Raw genomic sequence first — 24,618 nt, forward strand, 5'->3', positions numbered from 1 at the left:
ATGGCCGAGCCCACGATCACCCTGGAGGTCTGGCGCTACCACCCGGAGCAGGAGGCGGCGCCGCGGTTCCAGCCCTACCAGGTCCCCTACCGGCCCGACTGGGTCGTGCTGGACGCCCTGAACTACATCAAGGACCACCTGGACGGCAGCGTGGCGTACCGCTGGTCGTGCCGCATGGGCGTCTGCGGCTCGTGCGGCATGACCATCAACGGGGTCCCGCGGCTGTCGTGCGCCGCCTTCCTGAAGGAGTACTACCCCCGTCCCGTCCGGGTCGAGCCGCTGGCCAACTTCCCCGTCGAGCGCGACCTGATCGTGGACCTCACCGACTTCCTGGAGAAGCTGCCAGCGGTGCGGCCCTGGATCATCCGGCGCGACGCGGGGCCTCCCGACGCCGAGTTCCGCCAGACGCCCGAGGAACTCGAGACCTACCGGCAGTTCAGCATGTGCATCAACTGCCTGCTGTGCTACGCGGCGTGCCCGGTCTACGCCCTGGAACCGCGCTTCCTCGGGCCCGCAGCGCTGGCCCTGGCGGCCCGCTACACCCTCGATTCGCGCGACCAGGGCCGCGCCGAGCGCCACCCGGTGGTGGCGGGCCCCGATGGGGTCTGGGACTGCACCTTGGTGGGCGAGTGCACCACGGTCTGTCCCAAGGACGTGGACCCCGCCGGCGCCATCCAGCGCCTGAAGCTGGCCAGCGCGCTGGCCTGGCTGCGCGACGTCGTGCTGCCGTGGGGACGCCGGTGAGCGCCGGGGACCCGCGGCCCTATCGGCGTCCGCCGCACTTCGCCTGGTGGTGGGGCCACCGCGCACACCCTCTTCGTGGCGCGCGAACTGACGAGCATCTTCGTGGCGGCCACGGCCCTGGTGCTGCTGGGGTTCGCCTGGACCGCGATGCAGGGGCCCGACGCGTACGCGGCCTACGTCGCCCTCATGACCCGGCCGGCCGCCACGGTCCTCCACGCCGTTGCGCTGGTGGCCGTGGTCTACCATGCCCTCACCTGGTGGATGCTCGCGCCGCGGGCAGCGGTGGTGCGGGTCGGCGGGCGACGGCTCTCGCCCCGGGTAGTGCTGGGTGGAGCGTACGCCGCGTGGGCCGTGGCGTCGGCCATCGTCGCCTGGTTCGTGCTGCGAGGGCCGTGATGGCCCGCGCGCCGATCCGGCCCACGCCACCGCCGCACGCCGGCGAGGTCGAGCGCTCCGCCGAGCCGCTGTGGTGGCTGCTCTTCGCGACGGGCGGCACCGTGGCGGCCCTGGTGCTTCCCATCCACGCGCTGCTGCACCTGACGCTGGCGCTGGGGCTCGCGGGCGAGGCGTTCGCGTACGCGCGGGTGGCGGGGCTGCTCGCACACCCGCTGGCGCGGCTGTACGTGACGGTGGTGGTGGGGCTGGCGCTGCTGCACTGGGCGCACCGCTTCCGCTACACGCTGGCCGAGGGCCTCCGGTTGAAGGCGTCGTGGGTGCCCATCCCGCTGGCGTGCTACGGCGCCGCCCTGCTTGGGGTCACGCTGACCGTCGTCCGGCTCTTCTTCCTCTAGGCCTCCGGTCCTCTGCACCATCCGGGTGCACCATGGGCGCGCGCAGGAGCGACGCGCCGCACGGCTGGCGGGCGCGCCGCGCATCCGGTGCGGCGACTGCCCCGGCGCCTGGCCTCCCCGGCGGTGTCCACCGCCTCGCAGGCGTTGGCGGCCCCGGGGTGGAATCCCTAACAGGAGCCCGCGTGCGAGAGTGCGAAGCCGGACGCAAGGCTCCCGAGAGCCGGGCGCCGCGGGTTCCGCTGCCGCGGCGTCGGTGCGGGACGAACGGGAGGAGGCCATGCTGCGGGTGATTCATGCGTACAACGTGAAGCCGGGCGTTGACGAGCGGGCCTTCGTCGAGTGGCTCGACAGCCAGCTCGACGAGATCACGCGCCGCTTCGGGTGTATCGGCCGCAAGACGTGGGTGTTCCTGGACGGCTTCGAAGGGCGCTACGAGCAGCCGCGCCCGGTGCGGCGTCCACGGTACCTCAACGAGGCGTTCTGGGTCGGCGAGGACGCCGCCAACAACTTCCGCACGTGGCTGCTCTCGCCCGAGGGCGCCGCGCTGCGCCAGCGCTGGTTCGACTCCATCACAGATCACACGGTGCTGCGCTACGTCGACTACGCACCGTCGCCGGTGGTGACCGATGATTGAGCACACCTTCGATGCGGTCATCGTGGGAGCGGGGGGCGCGGGCCTGCGCGCGGCCGTCGAGTTGGGCGGCGCGCGGGTGGCCGTGATCAGCAAGCTGTACCCGCCCCGCTCGCACACCGGGGCGGCCCAGGGCGGCATCGGCGCGGCCCTGGGCAACATGGAGGAAGACCACCCGGAGTGGCACACCTTCGACACCATCAAGGGAGGCGACTACCTGGTCGACCAGGACGCGGCCGCGCTGATGTGCGAGGAGGCCGTGGAGACCGTCTACGAGCTGGAGCACTGGGGGTTGCCCTTCGACCGGACCCCGGATGGCCGCATCGCGCAGCGCCGGTTCGGCGGCCACACCCGCAACTTCGGCGAGGCGCCGGTGCGCCGGGCCTGCCACGCCGCCGACCGGACCGGGCACATGATCCTGCAGACGCTCTACCAGCAGAGCCTGCGGCTGGGCGTGCAGTTCTTCGACGAGTTCCAGATGCTGGACCTGGTGGTGGCCGACGGGCGCTGCGGCGGCCTGGTGGCCTACGAGATCGCCCGCGGTGAGCTCCACCTCTTCCGGGCCAAGGCGGTGCTGCTGGCCACGGGCGGCTTCGGTCGGATCTACAAGGTCACCAGCAATGCGCACGCTCTCACCGGCGACGGCGTGGCCATCGCGTGGCGGTGCGGGGTCCCTCTGGAGGACATGGAGTTCTTCCAGTTCCACCCCACCGGCATCTACAAGCTCGGCATCCTGCTGTCGGAGGCGGCGCGGGGTGAGGGCGCGGTGCTGCTCAACGACCGCGGCGAGCGCTTCATGGAGCGCTACGCGCCCACGCTGAAAGACCTGGCCCCCCGCGACCTGATCTCACGCTGCATGTACCTCGAGATCCGGGAAGGGCGGGGCATCGGCGGCAAGGACTACCTCCACCTGGACTTTCGCCACCTGGGCAAGGAGGTCATCGATCAGAAGCTCCCCGACATCACCGAGTTCGTCCGGGTGTACATGGGGCTGGACCCCACGCGGGAGCCGGTGCCGATCCAGCCCACCGCCCACTACGCCATGGGCGGCATCCCCACCAACACCGACGGCCAGGTGATCGTCAACGAGCGCGGCGATCCCCTCTGGGGCCTGTACGCCGCCGGTGAGTGCGCCTGCGTCTCGGTGCACGGCGCGAACCGCCTGGGCACCAACTCGCTGGTGGACATCCTGGTGTTCGGCCGGCGGGCGGGCCGCCACATGGCCCGCTACCTCCGCGACGCCGAGCTGCCGCCCGTCCACGGCGACCCCGCCGGGCGCGCCCGCCGTGAGATCGACGCGCTGCTGGCCCGCGACCAGGGCGAGCCCGTGGCCCGCCTGCGGGACGAGCTGCAGCAGGAGATGATGGACAACGTCGGCGTCTTCCGCACCGCCGCCGGGCTCCAGCACGCGCTGGCGAAGATCCACGAGCTGCGGGAGCGCTACGGCCGCGCGCGCATCAACGACCACGGCCGGCGGTTCAACACCGACCTGCTGGAGGCGCTGGAGCTGGGCTTCCTCCTGGACCTGGCCGAGGCGACCGCCGCCAGCGCCCTGCACCGCACCGAGAGCCGCGGGGGCCACTTCCGGGAGGACTTCCCCCGCCGCGACGACGCCGCCTGGCTCAAGCACACGCTGCTCTACCGCGGGCCCGACGGCCGGCACGAGTTCCGGTACAAGCCGGTCGTGATCACCCGATTCCAGCCGAAGGAGCGGACGTACTGACCATGACCGTACGCTTTCGCATCAAGCGGTTCGACCCCGAGCGCGATCGCGCGCCGCACTGGGAGGAGTACGACGTGCCGGCCGAGCCCACCGACCGGGTCCTGGACGGCCTGCACTACATCAAGTGGTACCTGGACGGCACCCTGACCCTGCGCCGGTCGTGCGCCCACGGCATCTGCGGCTCCGACGCCATGATGATCAACGGCCGCAACCAGCTGGCGTGCAAGCTCCTCATCAGGGATGCGGGGCCGCGCATCACGGTGGAGCCGCTGCGCGGCCTGCCGGTGATCAAGGACCTGGTGGTGGACATGGAGCCGTTCTTCGCCAAATACCGGGCCGTGATGCCCTGGCTGGTGGCCCACGATCCGCCGCCGGACCGCGAGCGCCTCCAGAGCCCGGCGGAGCGCGCCCGCTTCGAGGACACCACCAAGTGCATCCTGTGCGCGGCGTGCACCACCTCGTGTCCGATCTTCTGGGCCGACGGCGCCTACCTGGGCCCGGCGGCCATCGTCAACGCCCACCGGTTCATCTTCGACAGCCGCGACCAGGCCGCCGACGACCGGCTGGCGATCCTCGCCGAGCGCGCGGGCGTCTTCAAGTGCCGGACCACGTTCAACTGCACCGACGCCTGTCCCCGCGGCATCGAGGTGACCCGCGCGATCCAGGAGGTCAAGCAGGCGATCCTGTTCCGCCGCGTCTAGGCCGTGGCCGGGGTCTTCGCGCGCATCTACGCGGCCGTGCGGGCCATCCCGCGCGGCCGCGTCGCCTCCTACGGCGAGGTCGCCCGGCGCGCCGGGCTGGGGCACGGCGCCCGCACCGTGGGCTGGGCGCTGGCCGCGCTACCGCCCGAGGCGGCGGTCCCCTGGTGGCGCGTCGTCCGCGCCGACGGCACCATCGCCCCCCGGGAGGGCGCGGCCCACCAGGGGGCACGGCTGGCCCGTGAGGGCGTGCAGGTGCGCGGGGGCCGCGTGGCGCTGCGGCGCGACGGCCGGACGGCTACGCGCCCCCGCCGGCGCGCGGTGTCGGCGACGGGCCCGGCGCGTCCGTCACGCCCGCGCGCGGGTCGGGCGGGCGCACGCGCGCGCGCTGCCGGCTCCGCACCGCGAGCCAGGCCGCCCCGCAGACGGCCGCGCCCGCGGCGACGGCGACGCGGGCGCCCGCGGCCTGCGCCAGCGCACCCATGACCAGGCCGCCCAGCGGCGCCGTGCCGAAGAACGCCAGGATGTAGAGGCTCATCACGCGGCCGCGCAGCGCGTCGGGCACGAGGGCCTGGATCGTGGTGTTGGTCGCCGAGAGGTACGCGGTCATGGTGGCGCCCACCCCGACGATGAGGGCCAGCGAGACGGGAAACGCCGGGCTGGCGGCGAAGGCGGCCAGCAGCACCGTGAACGCACCGTGGAGCGCCAGGATCACGGGCTCCAGGCGCTGCGGGCGGGCCGTGGCCAGGGCTAGCACGCCGGCGGTGGCCCCCAGCCCGCTGGCGGTCAGCAGCAGCCCGTAGCCGCGCGCCGCGACGTGCAGCACGTCGCGGGCGAAGACCGGCAGCAGCACGGTGTACGACAGCCCGAACACACCCGTGACGGCCATCAGGCCCAGCAGGGTGCGCAGCACCGGCTGCCCCAGCGCGAAGGTCAGCCCCTCCCGCACCGCGCGGACCAGGTGCTGGCGCTCGTCGGCCGGCGGACGCGAGTTCACCGGGATCGTGGCCAGCGCCGCCAGGACGGCGAGGTAGGAGACGGTGTTGAGGGCGAAGCTCAGTCCGGGCCCGGTGCGGTCGCCGAACCGGTCGATGATGACGCCGGCGATGACCGGGCCGACGATCCGTGAGCCGTTGAAGACCGCCGAGTTCAGCGCGATGGCGTTCATCAGGTCGTCGCGGTCCACCAGGTAGGCCAGCAACGACTGGCGCGCCGGCATGTCCAGGGCCGCCGCCACACCGCTGGCAGCGCTCAGCGCCAGGATGTGCCAGACGGCGATGCGGCCGGTGAGGGTGAGCGCCGCCAGGATCGCCGAGACCAGCATGAATGTGCCCTGGGTGGCCAGCAGCAGGTGGCGTTTCTCGGAGCGGTCGGCCACGGCACCGCCCACCACCCCCAGCAGCATGGTGGGCACGGTGTTGACCATGGTCACCGTGCCCAGCATGAACGGCGATCCCGTCAGGTCGTAGACCAGCCATCCCTGGGCCGTGATCTGGATCCACGACCCGATCAACGACACGAGCCCGCCCCACCAGAACCGTCGGTAGTGCGGGTGGCGCAGCGCCCGGAACGTCTGCGCCGGGGCCAGGGTCCGAACGGTCACGCCCTTTCCCTGCCGGCGTCGGGTGGATCGACGGCTCGTGCCCTGTCGGCGTCCCGTGCTCCGCCGGCGCGCCGGGCCGCATCGGTGCGTCGCCCGTCGAGAAACGCGTCCACGTCACGGCGGAACAGCCGATAGACCTTCCCCAGCTGGGCGGCCGGCAACTGGCCCTCGCCGATGTAGCGGTAGACCGTGTGGCGATGCACCTGGAGGTAGGCCGCCGCCTGATCCACCGTGAGCACCTCGGGCCAGAGGGTGTCGTCAGCGCATGCCATGGGTCTCCTCCCCCGACGTGGCCCCTGCCGCGGTGAGGAACGCCAGCGCCTGGTCTGCGGCCTCGCGCAGGCGGTCGGGCCGCAGCCGGTAGTACTTGAGCGCGCCGCGGTCGACGACCCGCACCAGGTGCGCTGCCCGCAGCAGCGCCAGGTGGTGCAGCGCGGTCACGTGCGAGACGCGCAGGGCCCGGGCCAGTTCCTGCAGGTACATCTCGCGCTGCGCCAGCAGGCGCAGGATGCGCAGCCGCGTCTCGTCCCCCAGCGCCTTGTAGACCCGCACCAGGTCCGGCGGCGGCCCCTCGGCCGCGGCGGGGAGCTCGATGGGGTAGATGAAGACCCGCACCTGGCGGTAGGCCGTGATCAGGTTGTAGGGGCGGAAGTAGTACGTGGGGGCCAGCACCACGCCGTCCAGAGCGGCATCGGGGCCGATGACGAACCCGCCGGTGGCCCGCTCCACTAGCGCCGCGGGTGCCAGCGCTGTCGCCTGCCGTGCCAGCCTGGCGGCGTTGCGCGCCAGCAACGGGACGACCGCGGGGGCCTCGGGCGCGTAGACGCGCGCGTGGCCCTCCCGCAGCAGGCGGACCAGCCGCGCCTGTACCTCGTCGGGCGGCAGCGCCAGCAGCCGGCGCACCCGCCGGCGGTCGACGTCCGGATGGACGGCATCCAGCAGCGCCTCGACGGCCCGGCGATCGCCACCGATGGCTGCACGCAGCCGCGGCAGGTCGTGGGGCGTGGCCAGCGTCTGGGCCAGCATCAGCTCCAGCAGCGCAGCGGGCGGGGTCGCCGCCACACGGTCGATGAACGCCTCGACCGGGGCCCCGGTCGTCCCGTCGAGGACGCCCACCATCCCCAGCGTGCGGCCCCGGGGCGGGAGGAGCAGCGCGAGCTCGGCCCGCAGGTCGCGCCCCAGGCGCTGGCGCGCCCGTTCCACCCACGCCGCCGGCACCTCGTACCCAAACCGGGGATCGTACGCCCCCACCAGGTACAGGCAGGCGAGGAAATCGTAGGCAGGCGACGGGTCGATACGCACCCGCAACGCCTGCCGGGGAGCGGTGAGGTCGATGGCCTTCATGGGTGTAGAACTCTATCTACAGTCTAGTAAATCGACCATTACACGTCCAGCGCACGTCCAGCTCCATGTCCAGCACCGGGACGCACGACAGCCGCGGCCCACCTGTGGGGCGCGGGCTCGTCGGCGATGGCTGTGCTACCGACAGCGGCTGCGGCTGGGGACGGTAGGACCAGGACCGGCAGGCTGAGACGCGAGCGAAGCGCGCGGGCAGGAGCATCTCCCTGCGCAGGCCGATCCGCGCTCAGGCCGAGGAGGATGGGTCCAACACCAGCGGGTGGGCCACGTGGTACCTGCGCCTGCTCGGAACTCCCCCGGGCTCGCAGCGCTAGACCCGCGGCTTGGCGGCGCGCGGTGTACGCGGGGGCAGCTCAAGCGCCTCCAGCGCCGCACGGGCGTCCTCCCAGGTGACGTTGCCCAACGCGCCCGCGTCGGCCAGCCGGTCCATGGCGACGCGCACCGGGACGCCGAGCCAGTCCGCGGCCTCGCGGAGCGAGATCCTGCCGGCGGCGTAAAGCTCCGCCACGTAGCGGTCGAGCCCGGCGGCGACGATCCGCCGCAGGATCGCCGAGCGGTCCAGGTTATCGCGCCGCGCTGCCCGGTCGATGGCCCTGACCAGCGCCTTAGGCAGGCGCACGGGAACCACTTCCACCCGTCATCCCTCCCTCTTGTGCACTGCCGCAAGCGCGGCTCTGCACACCTCGTATTCCGCCGTGCTGATGGTTCGCCGCAACGCGTCCAGCCATCCGAGAGCCTCCCGGGCGGTGGCGAGGCCCTCGCGGGCAAGGAGCACGAGCACGGCGCCCGGCGTGATAGGGCGCGTGCCGAGCAGCCGAAGCCGGTGCAGCAGCCGCCGGTCGTCGGAGACGATGAAGACCCGAGCGCCGCCCGACGCGCTCACCCTGCGGAACAGGCGGTAAACCTCACGCTCCCCACCCGCCGGGAGCACGTCCTCGGCATCCGCGGGCTCGTCTCCCGCGTGTGCCACCTGGACCCGTCGAGCCTGCACGTTCCTCTCCAGCACGAGGGCATCGTCGTAACCATGCGCCTTGCCCTCCACCACGGCCTCGCGGTAGACCGCCTCTGGTATCAGGACCTGGAAGGCTCCGACCACGGCCTCTTTGGCCCCGGCCAGCGTGAGCTTTAGCAGCGCGTCCGTGTCCATGACGAGACGCATCGTATACGAATTATATCATTCGTATACAGATATGTCACGAGGTCCGCCCGCAGCCTGTCGTCCTCCGCTCCGGTGACCCACGCTGGCGGCTCCCTCAGCCGGTCCGCTCCCAAACCTCCCGCACGTGCTGGCCCTGCCGGCTGGGAGTCTCGAGTCGCCCGTCCCCGCTTTGCCGGGGCCTGGGCGAGGGTTGCCTCCGCAAGTTTTAACAGACACAGAGGTGCCCGCTGGCAACGTGTGGCGTCGTGCCCTATACTTGAAAACGCACCACCAACTCCATAGCCGCCCGACGCCGAATCCCTGCCCAGGCAGGGAGCGGGGGAACCACCCCGGGGTTCTATGGCCCCGGGCGCGTTCGTGGGGCGAAGGTCGCAGCCGCGACCGGGGGCGCTCTCGACCCCAGCCCGTCAGCTAACCTCGCAGGCGACCGAGAGAGGGCTCCCTGGCATCACGCGACGGCCCGGAGACCTTCTCCGGGCCGTCGCGCATCGTTTCCCGCCGGCGCGGGTGTGCTCAGCGGAGCCGTGATCCCATGGCGGACATCGGACCTGCAACGGGGACTTCGGAGACGGCGGGCGCACGCCCCCGCGAGGAGATCCGCCAGGCGCTGCGCGGCCGACCGCTCGTGGTCGTCAGCAACCGCGAGCCCTACGTTCACCGACGCACCGCACGGGGGCTGGACGTCGAACGCCCGGCCGGGGGGTTGGTGGCTGCCCTGGACCCCGTGCTGCGGCAGGTCGGCGGCGCGTGGGTCGCGTGGGGCAGCGGCGACGGCGACTTCGACGTCACCGACACGCAGGGCCGGGTGGCGGTGCCCCCCGAGGCGCCCGGGTACGTGCTGCACCGCGTGCGCCTCTCGGGTACCGAGGTCGAACGCTTCTATCACGGCTACGCGAACCAGGCGCTGTGGCCGCTGTGCCACATGGCCACCGACAAGGCCCGGTTCTCCCGTCGCTTCTGGCGCGCCTATTGCGCGGTGAACGAGCGCTTTGCCGACGCCACGCTGCAGGCAGCCGACGCCGACGCCGTGGTCTGGGTGCACGACTACCACCTGGCGCTGCTGCCCCGGGTGCTGCGGGAGCGACGCCCCGATGCGTTCCTGATGCACTTCTGGCACATCCCGTGGCCCGCGTGGGACGTGCTGCGCATCTGCCCCCAGCGCGGCGACCTGCTGGACGGCCTGCTGGGGAGTAACCTCGTGGGCTTCCACCTGCCGCGTCACGTCGAGAACTTCCTCGACTGTGTCGAGCGCGAGCTCGGTGCCGCCGTCGATGCGGCCGCCGGCACGGTCACCTACCGCGGCCGGCAGACCCTGGTCGCCGCCCTCCCCATCAGCATCGACGTGGCGGCGTGGCAGGCGCTGGCCACCTCGCGCGCGTGCGAGCGGTGGATGGCCCATCTCCGCCGCCGGTTCCGGCTGGCCGACCGCCAGGTGATCGTCGGCGTCGACCGGCTCGACTACACCAAGGGCCTGCCCGAGCGCTTGCGGGCGCTGGACCTGTTCTTCCGCCGCCATCCGACGTTCCAGGGGCGCGTCGTCTTCGTGCAAAAGGCGGCGCCCAGCCGGACGCGCATCCGGGCCTACCGCGAGCTCCAGGAGCACGTGGAGGCCGAGATCGCGCGCATCAACCGGCAGTACGGCACCCCCGACTGGCAACCCATCGTCTACGTGCCGCGCCCGCTGCCCGCCGCGGGCATGGCCGCCCTCTACCGGCTGGCCGACGTGTGCCTGGTCACCTCGCTGCTGGACGGCATGAACCTGGTCGCCAAGGAGTTCGTGGCATGCCAGCACGACCTGCGGGGCGTGCTGCTGTTGAGCGAGCTGGCCGGCGCCATCGAGCAGGCGCCGTGGTCGGTGGCGATCAACCCCTACGACCCCGAGGGCATGGCGGACGCACTGGCCGACGCCCTGGCGATGCCGCCGGGGGATCGCGCACGGCGCATGGAGCAACTGCGGGCGCAGGTGGCCCGCCACGACGTGTACCACTGGATGGCGCAGCACGTCCGGACGGCGGCGCGGCTGCTGGAGGCCCGCACCCAGACCGGGTGGCTCTTCGCCCACCTGGATACTGTCAGGGCGCACGTGCAGGCCCGGGCCCACCTGGTGGTCGTGCTCGACTTCGATGGGACGCTGGCGCCCATCGTCGACCGCCCCGAGGAGGCGGCAATGGTCGATGGCGTGCGCGAGCTGCTGGTGGCACTGCACGCCCCACCGCGGTCGCGCGTGGCGGTCATCAGCGGACGCGCCCTGGCCGACCTGTGCGCACGCGTGGGCCTCGACGGCGTGCACTACGCCGGCAACCACGGGCTCGAGCTGTCCGACCCGGCATGGGGCACCGCCCCGCCGGCAGACGGCGCGACGGGTGCTCTCCTCGCGCGCTGCGCGAGGAGGCTGCGCGAGCGGCTGGCCCCCGTGCCCGGGGTGCTCGTCGAGGACAAGGGCGTGAGCGTCGCGGTGCACCTGCGGCTGGTGCCGCGGGAGGCCGTCGGCCCGGTGGTCAACGAGGTGCTGGACGCGGTGGGCGCGTGTCCGCCCGGTCAGCTCGAGGTGCGCCGGGGGAAGATGGTCGTGGAGATCCGTCCCGCCGTCGACTGGGACAAGGGCCGTGCGGTGCGCTCGCTGCTGGAGACCGTGGTCGGAGCCGACTGGCCGGCACAGGCCGCGGTGATCTACGTGGGCGACGACCAGACCGACGAGGACGCGTTTGCGGCCCTGGGCCCCGGCGGCATCACCGTCCGCGTCGGGACGGACGCCGTGCCCACCGCGGCGCGGTATCGCCTGCGCGATCCGCACGAGGTGGGTCGGTTCCTGACGATGCTGGTGCACTGGCAGGCCCCACGGACGCCGACACCGGACCCCGACCACGTCGGCACGCCCCCGTACGGGCGCACGGGCGCGGCGACCTTGACGGTCCCCCGCGCGCCGGTAAGGTAGCAGGTGCAGCAGGCGAGCGCGCAGCAGGGCGCGGCGACCTTGACGGTCCCCCGCGCGCCGGTAAGGTAGCAGGTGCAGCAGGCGAGCGCGCAGCAGGGCGCGGCGGCCTTGACGGCCCCCCGCACGCCGGTAAGGTAGAGGTATGACGGCGCTCACCGCAACCCGCCCGACCGTCGACCTCGCCGACACGCCCGTCGTCACCATCGACCTCGACCGCATGGAGCGCAACATCCAGCGCCTGCAGGCCTACTGCGACGCGCACGGCATCGCCAACCGCCCGCACATCAAGACCCACAAGATCCCGGCCATTGCGCACCGGCAGCTCGCGGCCGGCGCGCGGGGCATCACCTGCCAGAAGCTGGGCGAAGCGCAGGTGATGCTGGACGCGGGCATCACCGACATCTTCCTGACCTTCAACGTGCTGGGCGAGGCCAAGCTGGCCCGCCTGCGCGCGCTGGCCGACCGCCCCGGCGCCCGCATCACCGTGGCGTGCGACAACCTGCCCGTGGCGCAGGCGCTGTCGGGAGCCTTCGCCGACGCCGCCGCGCCGCTGGGGGTGATCGTCGAGTGCGACACGGGCATGGGCCGCACCGGCGTGCAGACGCCCGCCGAGGCCGTGGCGCTGGCCCAGGCCATCGCCCGTCTGCCCGGGCTGCGGTTCGCCGGCATCATGACCTACCCGATCATGCCCGACACGCGGCCGTTCTTCGAGGCGACGCTGGCCATGCTCGAGCGCGCGGGCCTGCCGGCGACGGTGGTCTCCACCGGAGGCACGCCGGTCTACCGGCAGGCCCACGAGGTGCCCGGCGTCACCGAGCACCGCGCCGGCACCTACGTCTTCAACGACCGCGCCACCGTCGCCGCGGGGGCTGCCACCTGGGACGACTGCGCCATGCGGATCCTGACCACGGTCGTGAGCCGGCCCACGCCCACCCGCGCCATCCTCGACGCCGGCTCCAAGACGCTCTCCTCCGACCTGCTGACCCTCCAGGGCTACGGCCACATCGTCGAGTACCCCGAGGCGGTGATCGTCCGCCTAAGCGAGGAGCACGGCCACGTGGACCTCAGCGCCTGCGCCCGGCAGCCCGAGGTGGGCGAGATCGTCACCGTGATCCCCAACCACACGTGCGTGGTGACCAACCTGCATGCCCAACTCGTGGGCGTGCGCGGCGGCCGCGTCGAGGAGGTCTGGGACGTGGCCGCGCGGGGACTGGTGCGGTAGAAGGTACGGTACCGCCAGCACCGTGCGGGACGCGGCAATCGCGTTGGTGGTCGCTCGCCGCGCGCCGCGCCGGGCGCGTCAGCCCCGTCGGCCTTCCCAGAGCACGTCGCCCCGGCCCTCGCGGTGGTTCAGCCAGCGCGCGAGCACGAACAGGGCGTCGGACAGGCGGTTCAGGTAGCGCAGGATCTCCGGGTTGACGGGCGTCGTGCGCGCCAGGGTCACCACCCGGCGCTCGGCGCGCCGCACCACGGCCCGCGCCAGGTGGCAGGCGGCCGCTGCCGGGCTGCCGCCGGGTAGCACGAACTGGCGCAGCGGCGGCAACGCGGCGTCCCAGGCGTCGATCAGCGCCTCGAGAGCTGCCACGTGCTCGGGCCCCACGACGGGGCGGGAGCCAGGCGCAGACGCTGGGCCCGGGCCGGCATTGGTCGTGCCGCCGGAGGCCGAGCCCTGGCCGGCGCCGGTCGCATCACCGGAGGCCGAGCCCGGGCCGGAACCAAGCGCATCGCCAGGCGAGGGTCCCGCGTCGGGGACGGAGCCGGCCGCGGAGCCGGGGCCAGCGCCAGGAGCGGGCGTCGCGAGTTCCGCGCCGATCACAAACAACGTGCGCTGCATCGCCCGCACCGCGTCGGCCACGTCGCCGTCGAGGTGGGCAGCGAGCAGGCCGAGCGCGCTGTTGGCCTCGTCCACCGTCCCGTAGGCTTCGACCCGCGGATCGTCCTTGGGCACGCGGCCACCACCCAGCAGGCCGGTGTCGCCGGCGTCGCCCGTGCGGGTGTAGATGCGCGGCATCGCCGATCAGTCGGGGGACCTGGCCCAGACGAGGGGCGCGCTCACCACCTAGGGCCCCTCCGTTCCCTCGGCCGGCGTGCCCGCAAGCGCGCGATCCGGCGCGACCGCGGGCGCGGCCGCGGCCAGGTGCCGGTCGAACCAGTCCAGGATTAGGTGCAGGCGCTCTACCCGGTGGGCGGGCTGCCCGCTGCGCGAGAGATCGTGGCTCTCGTTGGGGAAGCGCACGAAGACGACCTCCCGGCCCAGCTTCTTCAGCGCGGTGAAGAGCTGCTCGGCCTCGCCGATGGGGCAGCGCAGGTCCTGCTCGCTGTGCAGGATCAGCAGGGGCGTCGTGATGCGCTGCACGTACGCTAGGGGGGAGCGCTCCCAGTAGAACGTGGGGTGCTCCCAGGGATCGCCGGGAAACTCCCAGTAGCCCTTGAAGTACGCCAGGTCGCTGGTACCCCACTGGCTCAGGCAGTTGGCGATGGACCGCATCGTCACCGCCGCCTTGAACCGGTCCGTGTGCCCGATGATCCAGTTGGTCATGAACCCCCCGTAGGAGCCGCCCTGCACCCCGAGGCGCTCGGGGTCGAGGAACGGAAAGCGGGCGAGCGCCGCGTCCAGGCCTGCCAGGATGTCCTCGCAGTCCTTCCCACCCCAGTCGTGGTGCGTGGCGGCGGTGAAGGCCTGCCCGTACCCCTGGCTGCCACGCGGGTTGGTGAACACCAGGGCATAGCCCTTCCCGGCCAGCACCTGGAACTCATGGAAGAACGTCTCGCCGTAGGCGGCGTGCGGCCCGCCGTGGATGCACAGAATGGTCGGCACCCGCGCAGCGGGCGTCGCGCCTGCGGGCGCCATCACCCACCCTTCGATCGTCCAGTCGTCGGCGCCGCGATAGGCGAAGCGCTGCGGCACGCTCAGGATGACGCCTGCCAGCAGGTCCTGGTTGACGGCGGTCAGCCGGCGCAGGCGCCCCGCCGCCGGCTGCCCACTGGCCAGCCCGTGCACGTCGGCGAGCCAGACGTCTCCCGGCTCCGTGGGCGTCGCCACCGCCACGGCCACCTGCGCGCAGCGGGCGTCGTAGGCGACCGCGTAGATGTCGTGCCGCCCCGTGGTCATCAGGCGCACGGTCCCCGTGGCGACCTCCACCGCGGCCAGCTGCGTGGTCCCGCCGTCGGCGACCAGCACGAACACGAACCGCCCGTCCGGCGACCATACCGGCGTGCCCACGTGCGGGTGCGCCCGCATGTCCGACAGCAGGTGGTGCGCCAGCGACCGGTCGTAGTGCCGGGTCAGACACCGGGGCGCGTCCGACCCATCAGCCGGCACGACCCACAGCATGACGTTCGAGGCGCCCATGCAGACATTCTCGTGCCCGAGGTAGGCGATGAGCGTGCCGTCAGGCGACCACGCCGGGGCGAAGACCGGCCCCACGCTGCGGGTGAGCCGCCGCGGCTCACCACCTGCCGCGTCCACCACCCAGAGGTCGGTGACGTTGGTCGTATCGGCGTCGTCTGAGCGGTTGGCGACGAACGCGAGATGCCGCCCGTCCGGGCTCCACGCGGGCTCGTGGTGATCGTAGGGTCCGTCGGTGAGCTGTCGGGCCGGCCCACCCGTGGCCGGCACCACGAAGATCTGCCGGTAGCGGCCGTCCCAGAACCCCTCGCCGTCGGTCTTGTGCCGCAGGCGCGTGATGACCTTCACGTCACTGGCGGGCGGGGCGGTCACCGGCGGCTTGCCCGAGAACGCGATCTGCCCGCCGTCGGGCGCCCACGCGGGCTCGGCGGGGCTGTGCTCGGCCTGGGTGACCCGTCGTGCCTCCCCGCCGGTCGCGGGAATGAGCCACAGGTGCACTGGCGGCTTGGACGCGGTCCCCGCCCCGCGGCCGCGGTCCGACAGGAACAGCACCGCCCTACCGTCGGGTGCCCAGACCGGATGGCGATCGCGGTGGTCGCCGACCGTGAACTGCCTGGCCTCGCCTCCGGCGGCGTCGACGATCCACAGGTGCGACCGGTACTCCGGCCGCCCGCTGAGGGCCTCGGACCCCGATGCCTCGGGCCCCGACGCCGTCGTCGCCGGTGCTGCGCCCGTTGTCCGAACGTCTGGTCGGTACCCGCTCGCGGCCTCGGACGGTGGGGCCACGTGCTCCAGCGTGTAGACCACGGTGCGGCCGTCGGGCGCGATCGCCACGTCCCGCACCCATCGCAACGCCAGCAGGTCCTCAGGGATCATCGGACGACGGCCGGTCATGGCATGGCTCCCTGCCCTCCCGGGCAATCCACGAATGGCACGTGTGCCTCCTTCCGATGTATGCCGATGCTGAACATCGCTTCGCGCATCCTGCCGGACCTCCTGCCGCGTCGGGAGGGGTGCGCGTGATGTCTACAGCCCCAGGGCCAGCCGTTCGATGAGCGGCGTGGGCAGGCCAGCAGCCTCCATCTTGCGCTGCACCTCGCCGATGGGGTAGACCACGCGGAAGAGCGTGACCTCCCAGCGGTCGGTGTCCAGCAGCACGTACGCCGCGCGCGGATCGCCGTCCCGCGGCTGCCCGACGCTGCCGACGTTGATGATGTACCGGCGCTCCGCATCCAGCCGCAGCGGCACCTCCGGCAGGAAGCCCATCGCACCCACCCGGTGCCGCGCCCACGTGAAGACGGCGGGCTGGTGGGTGTGGCCCACCATGGCCAGGCGAAACCCCGCGGCGGCGAAGCTGGCGCGCGCCGTGCGCACGTCGAGGATGTACTCGTCGGCTGGCGCGCGCGGGCTCCCGTGCACGAACAGCACGTCCGCCAGGTCCGCCAGTTCCGCGCGTTCGGGAAGCGCCGCCAGGTAGGCGCGGGTGCTCGCGGTCAGCACGCGCTGCGTCCAGACGATGGCCTCCTGCGCGAACAGGTTGAAGTCGGTGATCGGGCGTGCCCCGAGCGCCGCCAGGTCATGGTTGCCCACCACGGCTGCACGCACGCGGCCGGCCAGCAGGTCCACGCAGGCGTTGGGATCGGGACCGTAGCCGACGAAGTCACCCAGGCAGACGAGGACGTCGGGGGCCTGCGTGCCCGCGTGGTCGAGCACCGCGCGCAGCGCCTCCAGGTTGGCATGGACGTCGGAGAGGACCGCCAGCCGCACCGCGCGCTCACTCCCGCGCCTGCCGCCCCGCAGGGCCCTCGGACGCCGACCGACCAGGGGGCGCGTCGCCGGCGTGGTGTGCTACGGCGCGCCGGATGCCGGCGCTGCCCGGCGGCGCGCCGCGAGCCGGCGGCAGGTGCGCCCGGAGGAACGCCCACACGACCGCTGCGCCCGCGGCGAGGGCCAGCCCCGGGAAGACCCACAGGAACAACCCCAGCCCCCGCGCCGGCGGCGCAGCCAGCACCCCGTCGCCGAACTGCGCGACAAAGTACGCGATGATCTCCTCGCGTGACTGCCCCCGGGCCAGCCGCGCGCGGATCTCCGCGCGCATCTGCCGCGCGAGCTCGGCGTCGGACTCGGCCACCGTCTGCGCCTCGCACACGGGACAGCGCAGTTCGCGCGCGATGGCGTAGACCTGATCGTCGAGCGTGGGCGCGGCCCAGGCCGGCCTCGCCTCCCACGTCAGCGCGCCTGCAACGCCCAGGCCCACCGCCACTGCTGCCACCACCGCGACGGGCAGTCCAAGTGGCAGCACCCGCCCCAGGCACGCGCCGGCCCGCCCGCGCACCCGCGCGCCCATCGCCGCCGTCACCGCAGCACCTGGGCGCGCCGCTGCTCCCACCGGCACCCCAGCCGGCGGTACAGCTCCACGGCCGCCGCCTGCTCGTCGAACGCCTCCGACCGGTCGAGTGCGTACAGCGCCCGCGCCAGGGCCAGGCGCGCCGCGGCCTCGTGGTAGCGATCCCCCTGCCCCGCCAGCACGGTGACCGCCTCGCGGGCGACGAGCTCGGCCCTGGCAGCGTCTCCGGCTCCCACCAGCGCCTCCGCGTACCCGATCGCGGCCTGGGCGCGTCCGGCGCGATCCTCCGCCGGCCAACGGGCCCTGGCGTCTTTGTGCAGCGCCACGGCCCGCAGCCGCTCGCGACGGTCGGCCGCCCTGCGGCGGAGCAGCTCGGCGCGACTGGCCTGGGCGAGGGCGAGCCATACGTCGCGCCCCGCGGCACGGGCGAGCCGCAGCGTGCGCTCGGAGTAGGCCAGGCCCTGGTCCAGGTACCGTGCGGCGTCCTGCGGGACCACGTCGGCCAGCTCGGCGCACAGGGCCTCCACGAGCGTGCGGTGGGGCACGGCCGCCTCCTCGGACTGCGCTCGCGCGGTGACGTTCACCAGCTCGCGGGCGCGGATCAGCCCGGTCTCCATCGCCTCCGGCTGGCGCGTGTAGCGCAGCGCCGTGGCCAGCCCCAGCAGCCAGGCCTCCAGCCGGGCGGGGTCGTGGGCGGCACGCACGGCAGCCTCGGCGGCCCGGAAGGCCGCAAGTGCCCGCGCCAGCGCATCGACGCCCTCGGCGAAGAACGCGCGCAGCGCCGTCCAGCCTTCCACCAGCGGATCGGCGGGCGGTCCTGGCGACGGCTGCACGGCCATCCGCGGGCGTCAGTCGACGGCGACCGCAGGGCGTTCCGCGCGCAGGCGCACCCGCCACAGGACGGTGACGAGGGCGACGGCCAGCGCCGCGCCCAGCGCGCGCCCGACCGGAATCCCGCCGACCAGCGGCAGGCGGGCCGCCAGGCCCGAGGCCACCTGTAATGCCCAGGCCAGCAGGAACGCCGCGCCCAGCCCGCCCCGCACGCCGGCGCGCGCCACGTACGCGGTCGTACCGGTGTGCAGGAGCACCGGAAACAGGTAGCCCGTCACGGCCAGCACCGTCGTCAGCGGCGTGGTGATCGGCGACCCGACGAGCCGCAGGGCCCCGGCGAGCCCCTGCTCCAGGTGCGTGATCACCACCGCGAACCCCGCGCCCGCCCCGGCGCCGTAGGCCATCGCCGCCACACCGTCGGACGGCACGACGCCGACCAGGGCGAGGGGGACGGTGGCTTTCACGAGCTCGCCGATGGCCGCGGCCAGCATCGTCTGCGCGGGTGTGGCTGCTACGCTGCGGTAGAGCGCGCCCACCGGGCTCACCCACTCCCACGCGAGATGCGCGCCCTCCCGCGCGATCACCCCGCCGATCGCGCCGGCCGCCACGCACACCCACAGGACGGCACGCGCCACCATCCGTCGCCCCGCGAGGACGCCCATCCCGACGAGGGCGAAGACGACGGCGATCGCGACGGCAACGCCATCCATCGCCTCAGGACTCCTGCACCAGGGGACGGGGAATCGGTGGCCGCGGCACCGGCGCACCCACGCGCGCGGCCCACAGGCCGGACAGTAGCTCGCGCAACTCCCGCTGCCCCCGCTGCGTGTGCTGCAGCACGCGGCGGCCCAGGCGTACCCGACGGGGCGCCTCCACGTAGAACCGCGTCCAGAAGGTCGCTGCAGATTCGTCGAGGAGCACGACGATGCGCCAGCCCACCCGCACCTCCAACCGGCAGCGGTTGCCGGCGTGCACGATCCACGCGTCGTCGGCACCGAACTCGCGACGGAGGAGCTCGCGTAGTCGGGCGGCGAGTTTCGCGCGGCCTGGCCAGGGGCGCCGCGCCGGCACGGCGCGCGGCGGGCGGATCGACTCAGTCATGCGGCAGCCGGTGCTCGCGTACTCGGGCCGGCCTTCACGCTGCCGCCACCTCCCTGGCGTGTCACAACAGGTTGCGCGGGTGTCGCAGGCGGCGGCGTTCAGCGCCCGAGCCCCGTCATCCACGCCCTGGCCAGCAGGCCGAGCTCGGTGAGGCAGACCAGCGCCAGGACCCGGGCTTCCCGACCGGCCAGCGCGCCTGCATAGCGCCGACGCAAGCCCCCGCCAGGGCGCAGGGCCACCTGCACCACCGCGCCGGCGCCTGCGAGCGGCCCGTAGAGCAGGTGGAGGCCCCTGCCCGGCTGACCGCCGTCCAGATACGCCCCGAGCCCCGCGACGGCCTGCACGACGACCAGCACCGCCACCAGGTGCACCGTGCCCCAGAACCACCCGCCCAGCGGGCGATTGCCCGGAATGGCGAGCGCCGCGGCCACGACGAGCACCAGATTGCCCGCCAGGGCGCCATAGAGCAGGAGAGGACTGGCGTGGATCGCTCCCAACATGCACGCGCTCCGGGAACCCTGACTGCCGGGGCCCGGGTGTTCGTTCCACGTCACACCAGTACGCCCCTGCCACTGCAGCGCCCCGGCGCCCCGCCGGCCCGTGAGGAGCCCCGACTACCCTGACTACTCGACTGAAAGCGTGAAGCAGCGTCCCCGGCGCCCCGCCGGCCCGTGAGGAGGGCACCGACCGGCACCGGCGAACACCCGTGGAGGCCGATGCGCGGGCTTGTCCTCGTCGTCACCGTCAGCTTCGTCGTGGTCCTCGTCGTCGCGGGCGCAACAGCGCCCACCACGCCCGCGATGCTGCCCGTCGAGCGCGTGGACGTGCTGGTCGTCGGCGGCACGCCGGGCGGGGTGGCTGCCGCGGTGGCGGCTGCCCGTGCGGGCGCGTCGGTGCTGCTGGTGGAGCCGGCCGACCGTCTGGGCGGCATCCTCACGTACGCGTGGCTCACCACCTTCGATCTGAGCCTGGGACCCAATGGCGAGCCCCTCGTCCGCGGCATCTTCCTGGAGGTGCTGGATGCGCTCGGGATCTCCTTCGACCCCGAGGCGGCCCCGCGCGTGCTCGGGCGCTTGCTGGCGCGCCATCCCGGGGCGCGCGCCAGCCTCGCAACGTCCGTGGCGGGCGTCCACGTGGTGCAGGGCCGGATCACCGCCGTGGACCTCGTGGCACGCCCGTGGCGCCGCGCCACACGTATCCTCCCGCGCCACGTCGTGGACGCGACCGACGACGGCGACGTCGCGGCCGCGGCGGGCGTGCCGTTCGAGGTCGGGCGCGCCGGCTACCAGGGCGGCGAACGCTGGATGCAGGCCGCCACGCTGATCTTCCGCGTGGCGGGCGTCGACTGGGAGCGCCTGCGGACGGACATCGCCGCCCGTACCGATGACGGCGACAGCGTGACCTGGGGCGTGGCCGAGCGGACCGCCTGGGGCTACCCCGACGTCGCGGCGGACTACCGGCCCGGCCACCCGCGGGTGGTGCTGTACCCGCTGAACCTGGCCCGGCACAGCGACGGCACGGTCCTGATCAACGCCCTGAACGTCACCGAGGTCGACGGCCTCGACCCCGCGTCGGTGGCCGCGGGGCTACAGATCGCGCGCGACGAACTGCCGCGCCTGGTGGCATACCTGCGGGCGAGCGTACCCGGATTCGAAGCCGCGCGCCTGGTGGACCACGCGCCGGCGCTCTACGTGCGCGAGACGCGGCACGTGGCCGGCCTGTACACGCTCACCGCGGACGATATCCGCACCGAACGCGTCTTCGACGACCGCATCGCCGTGGCGTCCTATCCGATCGACCTGCATCCCTACCACGCCAACTGGCGCAACCCGTTTCTGCCGGTGGCCCGCGTCTACACGATCCCCTTCCGGGCCATCGTCCCCCTGGGCGTCGAGAACCTGCTGGTTGCCTCGCGGGCGTTCTCCGCCACCAGCGAGGCGCACGGCTCGGCGCGCGTGGTGCCGACGGTCATGGCCCTGGGACAGGCGGCCGGCGTGGCCGCGGCCCTGTGCGCGCAGCACGCGTGCACACCCCACGCCGTGGCCGCGACCCCGGCCCTGATGCGGCAGGTGCAGCTCTCCCTGGTTGCCCAGGGCGCCTACCTGGCCGGACGCCCGTAGGCAGCAGGCGTCAGTCCAGCAGCGCGCCCGCCCAGGCGCGCTCGTACAGACGCAGCAGCGCTTCACGTTCCAGCGGCCGCGGGTTGTTCGGCCGCGGGTACCGCGTCAGGCACTCGTCGACCATGGCAGGGAGGTCGGCGGTCCGCACGCCCACGTCGCGCCATGCCGTCGGAATCCCCACGTCGGCCTCGAGCCGGAGCACGTCGCGGAGCACCGCGGCAGGGTCGTCGGGGACGCCCAGGGCACGGGCGACCCCGTGCAGCCCCGCCGCCGCTGCGTTGTAGGCGATGCACGCCGGCAGCGCCAGCGCGCACGACAACCCGTGGGCCAGGTGCAGACGGTTGGCCAGCGTGTAGGCGATCGAGTGCCCCAGCACCATGCCGGCGTTCAGGCTCAACCCGCCGAGGAACGCGGCCACCAGCATCCGCGCCCGCGCCGCCATGTCGGCACCGTCGGCGTACGCGCGGGGCAGGAAGGTGCGGACGAGCTGCAGGCCCTGGGCAGCCACGGCATCGGTCAGCGGGGTGGCGTTGGTGGAGAGCATCGCCTCCAAGCAGTGGCTCATGGCGTCCATCCCGGTCCACGCCGTGACCGCGGGCGGGAGGCTCACCGTCAGGTCGGGGTCGAGGATCGCCGCGCGCGCGACCAGCTGCGGGCCGCCGGTGAACACCTTCACCCCGCCGCGGGTGACGACGGCGTTGCGGCTGGCCTCGGCGCCCGTGCCGGCGGTGGTCGGGACGAGCACGAGGGGCACCGGGGGCGCGCCGAACGCGCGGCCGGTGAAGTACTCCACCATCGCGCCGGGGTTCGTCGGCGCGACCGCGGCCAGCTTGGCCACGTCCAGCGCGCTGCCCCCGCCGACGCCGATCACCGCCACCGGGTGGACCTGCCGCGCACGGGCGGCTGCGGCCTCCGCGACCTCGTCGGTGGGCTCGCCGGTGATGTCGCTGAAGACGCTGCCCTCGAAGCCTGCCGCGGTGAGCAGGTCCATCACGCGCGTGGGCAGACCCAGCCGGGCGAGCGTCGCGTCGGTGACCACCAGCACGCGTCCCGGCGCGATCCCCAGCCCGCGGAGGACATCGGCCAGGCGCTCGAGCGCCCCGCGGCCCATGGTGACCCACGAAGGGCCGTAGAGCACCTGGGGCGGAGGCACGTCCATGCGATCAGTCGCCGCAGGTGCCCATGATCCGCCGGCACCGCCGGCACAGCAGCCTGCACGACCCGAGGGGCTCGGCGGGATGGCCGCAGAAAGGGCAGCGAATGGGTTCCGGCATCGGCCAAAGGCTTCGCCGGGAGCGTGCCCCTCCCTGCCCTGTCCCCGGCCGCCCCGCGGCCCACGCGCCCGGCGTGGGCCCGCCGTCACGCCCGCACGTTGGAGCGGTCGTCGTCCCAAACCGATGGATGGGGCACGGACACCCGCGCGTGGAGGGAGCCCGGACCCGCCTGCCACGATGTGGCTCGACTCAGGGTGGCGCGAGGTGCTGGCGCAGCCGCCTCAGGGCCGCTGCCAGCGCCCGCGACACGTGCTTCTGCGAGATGCCCAGGCGCGCCGCCGCCACCGTCTGGGTGAGGTCGTGGAAGAACAGGTAGTAGATCACGCGGCGCTGCAACGCGCTCAGCCGGTCGATGGCGTCGTACAGCGCGATACGGTCCTCGATGGGCAGCTGGAACGACGCGTACGCCCGGTGGCGGATCAGCCGGCGGTCGATGTCGGGCTCGTCCTCGTCTTCCTCCTCCGCGTCCAGCGAGGTGGTCCGGACGGCGGCGCGGGCGCGCAGGATCTCCAGCAGACCCGCCTCCGTGACGTTGAGGGCCGCGGCCAGCTCCTCCAGACTCGGGTAGCGGCGATGGGTGGCCACGAAGCGCTCCACGTGCGCGGCCAGATCCCGCTCGATGGCCCGCAGCCAGCGCGGCTTTCGGATGGTGCCGGTCATGTCGCGCAGGTAGTGACTGAGGTGTCCGCGGATGATCGGGCGGGCGTACGTGGCGAAGTGCACCCCGCGGGTGGGATCGTAGGTCTCCAGGGCCTGCAGCAGTCCCAGGTAGCCCACCTGGCGCAAGTCCTCGGCCTCGCTCGGTATCCGCCGGAACCGCGCGGTCAGGGCCTCCACCAGCGGAACGCAGGCGTCCACCAGGTGCGCCCGCACATCGGGCGCGCGCGTGCGAGCGTACAGGGCGGCCAGTTCGTCGATTGACGGCAGCGACGCGGTCATCGATACCCCTTGGGAGGCGTTCCCCGCCGGACAGCCGGCTAGACACCCGCGGTGACGCCTCTACGGTGGCGGCCAGGGCCACACCCCAGTGGCGATCGCCCCGAGACAGCGCAAGAAGCGCCTCAACGATGGATGCGGTCGCGCAAGAACACTGCGTGCCCCAGCGACCAACGTCGCCGGTGCCGTAATTGATGTCCAGTGCCACTAAGAATTTCGCAAGCGCAGCCGGCGATCCTGCACGGAACGGCGTCCCAGAAGACGCCAGGGGCATCGGAGGAAGCCGGGGGCCGCCGGGGACGGCCTTTACGCGTGGACCTCTTTCGGCAAGACGCTGAACGCCAGCCAGGCGCTGAGCACCAGCGCGATCAGCCCGCCCACCACGGAGGTCCAGGTGACGTTCGGCCGCGCGGTCAGGGCAAGGACGTAGGGGAAGATGATGAACCAGATCCCCACGAGGCCGTTGACGTACTGGATCCACCGCTGTTTGCGGGCCGCCTCGTTGACGACAGCCCACCCGGCCAGCACCAGGAGGATCGCACCGCCCAGCACGCTGAGCCAGAGTGCGGCGCGCTGGTCGCTGTACGCGAGGACGAACGGTGCGATGATGAACCAGATCCCGACCAACGCGTTGACCACGTTAGCCCAGACCATCCCTCATCACCTCCCGTGCGTCCCGGCGACCCTCGCGGCCTCCCCCGTCCATTGGAAGCACACCGCGCGGCGTTCTGCAAGCCCACCGCCCTCATGGGTCGTCGATCAGGCAATGCCTCCCGCCGCTGGCCCGGATTCCGGTGAAGCCCGGGCCCCACGGCCTCACGTCCTGGCCGCAGCCCGGCCGCTACTCGTTGGGACACACGGGGAACATGCGGTAGCGCCCTGCACGCGGTGCAGGATACTGGCGCGCCCGGAGGGACTTGAACCCCCGACCTACGGCTCCGGAGGCCGCCGCTCTATCCGCTGAGCTACGGGCGCATCACTGGTCATTATAGCACCCGCCACTTCTGGAAGACACGT

25 protein-coding genes, 1 tRNA gene, 1 pseudogene and 1 riboswitch are annotated in these 24,618 nt (G+C 73.2%); of the genes and pseudogenes, 10 read left to right on the plus strand and 17 right to left on the minus strand.

The genetic code is table 11. The features are described from left to right. The 7 genes and pseudogenes from QN157_02180 to QN157_02210 all read left to right on the plus strand — a co-directional run bounded on the left by QN157_02180 (position 1) and on the right by QN157_02210 (position 4,827). Positions 1 to 744 carry a succinate dehydrogenase/fumarate reductase iron-sulfur subunit gene (locus QN157_02180; protein ID MDR7554395.1) on the plus strand — a complete coding sequence of 248 codons (744 nt, stop codon included), beginning with the start codon at positions 1 to 3 and terminating at the stop codon, positions 742 to 744. 75 nt (positions 745 to 819) lie between these two features. Beyond that, the gene (locus tag QN157_02185; GenBank protein MDR7554396.1) at positions 820 to 1,140 is read left to right on the plus strand and encodes a fumarate reductase subunit C; all 321 of its coding nucleotides are present in this window, start codon (positions 820 to 822) and stop codon (positions 1,138 to 1,140) included. Continuing rightward, the gene (locus QN157_02190; GenBank protein ID MDR7554397.1) at positions 1,140 to 1,535 is read left to right on the plus strand and encodes a fumarate reductase subunit D; all 396 of its coding nucleotides are present in this window, start codon (positions 1,140 to 1,142) and stop codon (positions 1,533 to 1,535) included. The genes QN157_02185 and QN157_02190 overlap by 1 nt, the downstream gene beginning before the upstream one ends. A gap of 277 nt (positions 1,536 to 1,812) precedes the next feature. Beyond that, a complete protein-coding gene (locus QN157_02195; GenBank protein MDR7554398.1) occupies positions 1,813 to 2,169 on the plus strand; it encodes a hypothetical protein in 357 nt (118 codons plus the stop codon). Continuing rightward, complete coding sequence (gene sdhA, locus QN157_02200; protein ID MDR7554399.1) at positions 2,165 to 3,889, plus strand: succinate dehydrogenase flavoprotein subunit; 1,725 nt, start codon at positions 2,165 to 2,167, stop codon at positions 3,887 to 3,889. The genes QN157_02195 and sdhA overlap by 5 nt, the downstream gene beginning before the upstream one ends. Before the next feature lie 2 nt (positions 3,890 to 3,891). After that, complete coding sequence (locus tag QN157_02205) at positions 3,892 to 4,590, plus strand: succinate dehydrogenase iron-sulfur subunit (protein MDR7554400.1); 699 nt, start codon at positions 3,892 to 3,894, stop codon at positions 4,588 to 4,590. A 3-nt stretch (positions 4,591 to 4,593) separates the two neighbouring features. After that, positions 4,594 to 4,827, plus strand: a pseudogene (locus QN157_02210) (MGMT family protein). A 58-nt stretch (positions 4,828 to 4,885) separates the two neighbouring features. On the opposite strand, the gene QN157_02215 reads toward QN157_02210, so the two are convergent. The 5 genes from QN157_02215 to QN157_02235 all read right to left on the minus strand — a co-directional run bounded on the left by QN157_02215 (position 4,886) and on the right by QN157_02235 (position 8,696). Further along, positions 4,886 to 6,190, minus strand: coding sequence for an MFS transporter (locus QN157_02215; GenBank protein MDR7554401.1), 1,305 nt, complete (start codon positions 6,188 to 6,190; stop codon positions 4,886 to 4,888). Further along, the gene (locus QN157_02220; protein MDR7554402.1) at positions 6,187 to 6,462 is read right to left on the minus strand and encodes a helix-turn-helix domain-containing protein; all 276 of its coding nucleotides are present in this window, start codon (positions 6,460 to 6,462) and stop codon (positions 6,187 to 6,189) included. The genes QN157_02215 and QN157_02220 overlap by 4 nt, the downstream gene beginning before the upstream one ends. Then, positions 6,449 to 7,534, minus strand: a complete 1,086-nt coding sequence (locus QN157_02225; protein MDR7554403.1) for a metalloregulator ArsR/SmtB family transcription factor — start codon at positions 7,532 to 7,534, stop codon at positions 6,449 to 6,451. The genes QN157_02220 and QN157_02225 overlap by 14 nt, the downstream gene beginning before the upstream one ends. Positions 7,535 to 7,859: 325 nt before the next feature. Then, positions 7,860 to 8,168 (minus strand): ribbon-helix-helix protein, CopG family, encoded by a 309-nt coding sequence (locus tag QN157_02230; GenBank protein ID MDR7554404.1) that lies wholly within the window; start codon positions 8,166 to 8,168, stop codon positions 7,860 to 7,862. 18 nt (positions 8,169 to 8,186) lie between these two features. Continuing rightward, entirely contained in the window at positions 8,187 to 8,696 is a 510-nt protein-coding gene (locus tag QN157_02235; GenBank protein MDR7554405.1) for a hypothetical protein, read from the minus strand. Between the two features lie 292 nt (positions 8,697 to 8,988). Next, positions 8,989 to 9,149: riboswitch (cyclic di-AMP (ydaO/yuaA leader) on the plus strand. A gap of 91 nt (positions 9,150 to 9,240) precedes the next feature. On the opposite strand from QN157_02235, the gene QN157_02240 reads away from it, so the two are divergent. Continuing rightward, positions 9,241 to 11,643 carry a bifunctional alpha,alpha-trehalose-phosphate synthase (UDP-forming)/trehalose-phosphatase gene (locus QN157_02240; protein ID MDR7554406.1) on the plus strand — a complete coding sequence of 801 codons (2,403 nt, stop codon included), beginning with the start codon at positions 9,241 to 9,243 and terminating at the stop codon, positions 11,641 to 11,643. Positions 11,644 to 11,785: 142 nt separating this feature from the next. Beyond that, positions 11,786 to 12,865, plus strand: coding sequence for a D-TA family PLP-dependent enzyme (locus QN157_02245; protein ID MDR7554407.1), 1,080 nt, complete (start codon positions 11,786 to 11,788; stop codon positions 12,863 to 12,865). Positions 12,866 to 12,943: 78 nt separating this feature from the next. Here the strand turns inward: QN157_02245 and QN157_02250 are convergent, their stop codons facing one another. The 8 genes from QN157_02250 to QN157_02285 form a co-directional block, all read right to left on the minus strand. Beyond that, positions 12,944 to 13,654, minus strand: coding sequence for a cob(I)yrinic acid a,c-diamide adenosyltransferase (locus QN157_02250; protein ID MDR7554408.1), 711 nt, complete (start codon positions 13,652 to 13,654; stop codon positions 12,944 to 12,946). A 48-nt stretch (positions 13,655 to 13,702) separates the two neighbouring features. Then, positions 13,703 to 15,886, minus strand: a complete 2,184-nt coding sequence (locus tag QN157_02255) for a S9 family peptidase (GenBank protein MDR7554409.1) — start codon at positions 15,884 to 15,886, stop codon at positions 13,703 to 13,705. 132 nt (positions 15,887 to 16,018) lie between these two features. Beyond that, positions 16,019 to 16,759 (minus strand): metallophosphoesterase family protein, encoded by a 741-nt coding sequence (locus tag QN157_02260; GenBank protein ID MDR7554410.1) that lies wholly within the window; start codon positions 16,757 to 16,759, stop codon positions 16,019 to 16,021. Between the two features lie 7 nt (positions 16,760 to 16,766). Continuing rightward, positions 16,767 to 17,351, minus strand: coding sequence for a cytochrome c-type biogenesis protein CcmH (locus QN157_02265; GenBank protein MDR7554411.1), 585 nt, complete (start codon positions 17,349 to 17,351; stop codon positions 16,767 to 16,769). Next, on the minus strand, positions 17,348 to 18,178 hold the full coding sequence (locus tag QN157_02270; protein MDR7554412.1) for a hypothetical protein: 831 nt from the start codon (positions 18,176 to 18,178) through the stop codon (positions 17,348 to 17,350). The genes QN157_02265 and QN157_02270 overlap by 4 nt, the downstream gene beginning before the upstream one ends. 9 nt (positions 18,179 to 18,187) lie before the next feature. Then, positions 18,188 to 18,880, minus strand: coding sequence for a hypothetical protein (locus QN157_02275; GenBank protein ID MDR7554413.1), 693 nt, complete (start codon positions 18,878 to 18,880; stop codon positions 18,188 to 18,190). A gap of 4 nt (positions 18,881 to 18,884) precedes the next feature. Beyond that, positions 18,885 to 19,271: a hypothetical protein gene (locus QN157_02280; GenBank protein ID MDR7554414.1), complete on the minus strand. Its 387-nt coding sequence runs from the start codon at positions 19,269 to 19,271 to the stop codon at positions 18,885 to 18,887. Positions 19,272 to 19,369: 98 nt separating this feature from the next. Then, positions 19,370 to 19,771: a hypothetical protein gene (locus tag QN157_02285; GenBank protein ID MDR7554415.1), complete on the minus strand. Its 402-nt coding sequence runs from the start codon at positions 19,769 to 19,771 to the stop codon at positions 19,370 to 19,372. A gap of 216 nt (positions 19,772 to 19,987) precedes the next feature. Between QN157_02285 and QN157_02290 the strand changes: the two genes are divergently transcribed. Next, positions 19,988 to 21,391, plus strand: a complete 1,404-nt coding sequence (locus tag QN157_02290) for an FAD-dependent oxidoreductase (protein MDR7554416.1) — start codon at positions 19,988 to 19,990, stop codon at positions 21,389 to 21,391. 10 nt (positions 21,392 to 21,401) lie between these two features. On the opposite strand, the gene QN157_02295 is transcribed toward QN157_02290, so the two are convergent. The 4 genes from QN157_02295 to QN157_02310 all read right to left on the minus strand — a co-directional run bounded on the left by QN157_02295 (position 21,402) and on the right by QN157_02310 (position 24,576). After that, positions 21,402 to 22,550, minus strand: a complete 1,149-nt coding sequence (locus tag QN157_02295) for an iron-containing alcohol dehydrogenase (GenBank protein ID MDR7554417.1) — start codon at positions 22,548 to 22,550, stop codon at positions 21,402 to 21,404. A gap of 304 nt (positions 22,551 to 22,854) precedes the next feature. Further along, positions 22,855 to 23,604 carry a sigma-70 family RNA polymerase sigma factor gene (locus QN157_02300; GenBank protein ID MDR7554418.1) on the minus strand — a complete coding sequence of 250 codons (750 nt, stop codon included), beginning with the start codon at positions 23,602 to 23,604 and terminating at the stop codon, positions 22,855 to 22,857. A 303-nt stretch (positions 23,605 to 23,907) separates the two neighbouring features. Further along, on the minus strand, positions 23,908 to 24,255 hold the full coding sequence (locus QN157_02305) for an SPW repeat protein (protein MDR7554419.1): 348 nt from the start codon (positions 24,253 to 24,255) through the stop codon (positions 23,908 to 23,910). Between the two features lie 245 nt (positions 24,256 to 24,500). Beyond that, positions 24,501 to 24,576 (minus strand) — tRNA-Arg (locus tag QN157_02310). Positions 24,577 to 24,618: the final 42 nt, after the last annotated feature.

It is taken from the genome of Armatimonadota bacterium, assembly GCA_031459855.1.
In the GTDB taxonomy this organism is placed as follows: Bacteria; Sysuimicrobiota; Sysuimicrobiia; order Sysuimicrobiales; family Humicultoraceae; genus Fervidifonticultor; species Fervidifonticultor primus.

What these genes read in the sequence shown, in the direction of transcription:
- QN157_02180 (MDR7554395.1), top strand. Translation starts at nt 1, where the DNA reads ATGGCCGAGCCCACGATCACCCTGGAGGTCTGGCGCTACCACCCGGAG.
- QN157_02190 (MDR7554397.1), top strand. Translation starts at nt 1,140, where the DNA reads ATGGCCCGCGCGCCGATCCGGCCCACGCCACCGCCGCACGCCGGCGAG.
- QN157_02195 (MDR7554398.1), top strand. Translation starts at nt 1,813, where the DNA reads ATGCTGCGGGTGATTCATGCGTACAACGTGAAGCCGGGCGTTGACGAG.
- QN157_02205 (MDR7554400.1), top strand. Translation starts at nt 3,892, where the DNA reads ATGACCGTACGCTTTCGCATCAAGCGGTTCGACCCCGAGCGCGATCGC.
- QN157_02220 (MDR7554402.1), bottom strand. Translation starts at nt 6,462, where the DNA reads ATGGCATGCGCTGACGACACCCTCTGGCCCGAGGTGCTCACGGTGGAT.
- QN157_02225 (MDR7554403.1), bottom strand. Translation starts at nt 7,534, where the DNA reads ATGAAGGCCATCGACCTCACCGCTCCCCGGCAGGCGTTGCGGGTGCGT.
- QN157_02235 (MDR7554405.1), bottom strand. Translation starts at nt 8,696, where the DNA reads ATGGACACGGACGCGCTGCTAAAGCTCACGCTGGCCGGGGCCAAAGAG.
- QN157_02240 (MDR7554406.1), top strand. Translation starts at nt 9,241, where the DNA reads ATGGCGGACATCGGACCTGCAACGGGGACTTCGGAGACGGCGGGCGCA.
- QN157_02245 (MDR7554407.1), top strand. Translation starts at nt 11,786, where the DNA reads ATGACGGCGCTCACCGCAACCCGCCCGACCGTCGACCTCGCCGACACG.
- QN157_02250 (MDR7554408.1), bottom strand. Translation starts at nt 13,654, where the DNA reads ATGCCGCGCATCTACACCCGCACGGGCGACGCCGGCGACACCGGCCTG.
- QN157_02255 (MDR7554409.1), bottom strand. Translation starts at nt 15,886, where the DNA reads ATGACCGGCCGTCGTCCGATGATCCCTGAGGACCTGCTGGCGTTGCGA.
- QN157_02270 (MDR7554412.1), bottom strand. Translation starts at nt 18,178, where the DNA reads ATGGCCGTGCAGCCGTCGCCAGGACCGCCCGCCGATCCGCTGGTGGAA.
- QN157_02275 (MDR7554413.1), bottom strand. Translation starts at nt 18,880, where the DNA reads ATGGATGGCGTTGCCGTCGCGATCGCCGTCGTCTTCGCCCTCGTCGGG.
- QN157_02280 (MDR7554414.1), bottom strand. Translation starts at nt 19,271, where the DNA reads ATGACTGAGTCGATCCGCCCGCCGCGCGCCGTGCCGGCGCGGCGCCCC.
- QN157_02285 (MDR7554415.1), bottom strand. Translation starts at nt 19,771, where the DNA reads ATGTTGGGAGCGATCCACGCCAGTCCTCTCCTGCTCTATGGCGCCCTG.
- QN157_02290 (MDR7554416.1), top strand. Translation starts at nt 19,988, where the DNA reads ATGCGCGGGCTTGTCCTCGTCGTCACCGTCAGCTTCGTCGTGGTCCTC.
- QN157_02295 (MDR7554417.1), bottom strand. Translation starts at nt 22,550, where the DNA reads ATGGACGTGCCTCCGCCCCAGGTGCTCTACGGCCCTTCGTGGGTCACC.
- QN157_02300 (MDR7554418.1), bottom strand. Translation starts at nt 23,604, where the DNA reads ATGACCGCGTCGCTGCCGTCAATCGACGAACTGGCCGCCCTGTACGCT.
- QN157_02305 (MDR7554419.1), bottom strand. Translation starts at nt 24,255, where the DNA reads ATGGTCTGGGCTAACGTGGTCAACGCGTTGGTCGGGATCTGGTTCATC.